We start from the raw sequence: 2,585 nt of genomic DNA, 5'->3' as shown, positions 1-2,585 counted from the left end.
GGTGGCGGTCTCCTTCTTCTCGTCTGTATGGATCTCGCTGTAGGCGAGGCGGGAGTGGTCGTCGACGGCGGTGTGCAGGTAGCTGTAACCGGCGTTCTTGCGGTTCTTGCGGCCTGCTTGCCGGCCCAGGACCTTGTGTCCGCCGCCGTCGGGGATGTTGCCCAGCTTCTTGATGTCGACGTGCACCAGCTCGCCGGGCCGCTCGCGTTCGTAGCGGCGGACGACGCGGCCGGTGGCGCGGTCCAGGTGGGTGAGGCGGGCCAGGCCGAAGCGGGTCAGTACCCGGTGCACGGTCGAGGGCACCAGGTGCAGCAGGTGGGCGATGCGGGCGGGGCCCCAGCGGCGCAGGACGCGGACCTTGATGATCCGGCGTTCGGTGCGGGTCGGGGTGCGGCGCGGGCTGGTGCGCGGACGGGAGGAGCGGTCGGACATGCCCGCCTCGCCGACGGCCCGGTAGCGCTCGGCCCAGCGCTGGGCGGTGGTCGGCGAGACCTGGAAGCGTTCCGCGGCGCGTCGAAGGGGCCAGCCGTCCTCGACCACGCAGCGGGCCAGGCGCAGCCGTCCGGTCTCGGTCAGGGGTGCATTACGGTGGGGCACGAGGGCCTTTCTGTTGCTGGTGCAGATGTCGCAATCCACACCAGGCCAGAAGGCCCTCACCCATTTCAAGATCAATCAGCCGTGAGCCCTGTCACCGTCCACAACCTCCCGGGACAGAACAGCTAGCCGGCAACCCAGCTCACGCCGCGCCCGCCGCTCGAGTGTCCGCAAGGTGGGGCTGCCCCGATTGATGCGCAGCAGCTGCATGGACTCGATCAGCGCCGCTGGGGTTCCGATGAGCTGTGGGTCCAATCCCGGACGCGTGACATGGTTGGCTCCCCTTGCAGGACGGGGCTGCTTCTTCGTGGCCAGCGAGGCCTCGAACCACAACTTCCTGGCGGGCCGTACATCCGCACCACACGCCGTCAGGAAACCCGCCACGGTCTCCCACCGGACAGAAGTGCGGCCTCGCTCTGCCCGGCACAGTGAGGCCGCCGAACGTCCTGGTCGGCCCTCGAGCCGAGCCGCCACTGCACGCAGGGACAGGCGGGCCAGTTGTCGCTGCTGCTTCAGGTGAGCTCCCAGCGCGGCGTAGGCGTCCATCTGTCCGGTGCCAGAGGACTTCTTGCGAAGAGCTCGCTGAACCAGGGAAGGCGGCATCTGAGGCCCGTCCTCGAACGCCGCGGTTCCCATCAGCGACGGCCCGATCGAGACGCGGCGATCAGCTCCCGCACGACCCAGAGGCCCAGGCCAGCGCCCACCGTGACCACCGCGACGACGCTTTCCAAGGGCATGCCGGACCAGACGAGACCAGCAACAATCAGGAGCACGGTCATCACGAGGAGAGCTGCTGTCGTGGGTACGGCAGTCGATTCGGAACGAGGGGGGCGTGCCGCGCTGTTGGCGGCCTCTCTTGCTTTAGGGGTCCTTTCAGAATGCTGGATTCTTCCGGGTGAACCGGGCCGGGTTCGACACTCACTCCTACGCCCCGGACGCCGAGGCGTACCACGCGGCTTTCCTCGCCCTGTCGAAGGCCGGGACGCTACCCGACGGCCGTACGCTGGCCCGCGCCGCCCTCGACGTCTTCGCCGACGACGCGACGTGGTGCTCGGACGTCATCCGCTCCAGGGGGCGGGCTCCCTTCACGTACGACACCGACACCGCCGCCGGTCTCACCGGTCCCGGCACACTGACCGCCGTGGCCGCCAGGAAGGCCGCCCGTGCGATGGCCCGCGCGGCCGCCGTTCCGTTCAACGGGGACGAGGAGTGGCACGAGGCGGCAGGGATCATGGTCGAGGTGATGTGGCACGCGGGCGAGGCCGCCGGACTGTCGCCGCTGGAGGGACGCCCAAACTGCCAGGACCACCTTCGGGACTTCATGGACGGTGAGACCCCCCAGCCGTGACGTTGCGGCGGGGCGGTCGAACTGACCAGTCCAGCAGGACGACCGCCTCGCTAGTCACCCGACCCGGCGAGCTCGTCAGGTTGCGCTGGGTGTTGCGACAAGTGTTGCGCCGGATGTTGCGCTGAGCGTTGCGTGACCTCTAGATCCCGTCTCACCTCTGTGCAGGTCAGTACGCGGTTTTGACGTGGTCGGGCTGCTGACATCCCCGTTGCGGCCGCTCTGACCATGTCTCCTGGCTGGAATGAAGGAGTAAGGGACGGGCGGGATGGGCGGCGCGGCCGCGGCCGCAGATCGGGGCGCGCTCAGCCGGTTGCGCGTCGCCGGGGCCGCCGCGCCGCGCCGTCCGTCAGCGCGGTGACGAGCGCGCTACGCGTAGTGCGCTCGGGGTTGGTCGTGCGGTCGGAAGGACACCGGCCACGATCAGGCGGGGAATTTCCGTCGTGCTCCGGGCGTGCCGGATGATCCAGATGCTGTCATCAATGTCGCGGTATCCGGCGGAGTGGTCACTGGCGTCGCCGACGAGGAGCAAGGCGAAGGGCGGCCCGGTAGCGGTGTAGTTGGCGGTCTGGGCGAGGTAGTCCCGTTCGACAGCCTCATGGGTCTTCCACCGTGTGGTGCGCCATTTGATTTGGGTGCACATCTT

5 protein-coding genes are annotated in these 2,585 nt (G+C 68.9%); 1 reads left to right on the top strand and 4 read right to left on the bottom strand.

Going from position 1 to position 2,585, the window contains the following annotated elements; translation table 11 throughout:
• The 3 genes from TU30_RS00015 to TU30_RS35875 form a co-directional block, all read right to left on the bottom strand.
• Positions 1–597, bottom strand: a 597-nt coding sequence (locus tag TU30_RS00015) for a leucine zipper domain-containing protein (protein ID WP_042162954.1), incomplete at its 3' end; no start/stop codon positions are given.
• A 75-nt stretch (positions 598–672) separates the two neighbouring features.
• Positions 673–1,140, bottom strand: coding sequence for a helix-turn-helix domain-containing protein (locus tag TU30_RS38140; protein WP_370626533.1), 468 nt, complete (start codon positions 1,138–1,140; stop codon positions 673–675).
• A gap of 89 nt (positions 1,141–1,229) precedes the next feature.
• Complete coding sequence (locus TU30_RS35875; protein WP_158719283.1) at positions 1,230–1,373, bottom strand: hypothetical protein; 144 nt, start codon at positions 1,371–1,373, stop codon at positions 1,230–1,232.
• Positions 1,374–1,489: 116 nt separating this feature from the next.
• On the opposite strand from TU30_RS35875, the gene TU30_RS00010 reads away from it, so the two are divergent.
• The gene (locus TU30_RS00010) at positions 1,490–1,942 is read left to right on the top strand and encodes a hypothetical protein (protein WP_042162952.1); all 453 of its coding nucleotides are present in this window, start codon (positions 1,490–1,492) and stop codon (positions 1,940–1,942) included.
• A gap of 346 nt (positions 1,943–2,288) precedes the next feature.
• Here the strand turns inward: TU30_RS00010 and TU30_RS36685 are convergent.
• A partial coding sequence (locus TU30_RS36685) for a hypothetical protein (protein WP_042162950.1) occupies positions 2,289–2,585 on the bottom strand: 297 nt, incomplete at its 5' end.

This window comes from Streptomyces sp. NBRC 110035, from assembly GCF_000829695.1.
GTDB lineage: Bacteria > Actinomycetota > Actinomycetes > Streptomycetales > Streptomycetaceae > Streptomyces.
This window is presented reverse-complemented; position numbering and strand designations above follow the sequence as displayed.

Excerpts from the sequence above, each read along its gene's own strand:
- TU30_RS38140 (WP_370626533.1), bottom strand. The coding sequence starts at position 1,140 with ATGGACGCCTACGCCGCGCTGGGAGCTCACCTGAAGCAGCAGCGACAA.
- TU30_RS35875 (WP_158719283.1), bottom strand. The coding sequence starts at position 1,373 with ATGACCGTGCTCCTGATTGTTGCTGGTCTCGTCTGGTCCGGCATGCCC.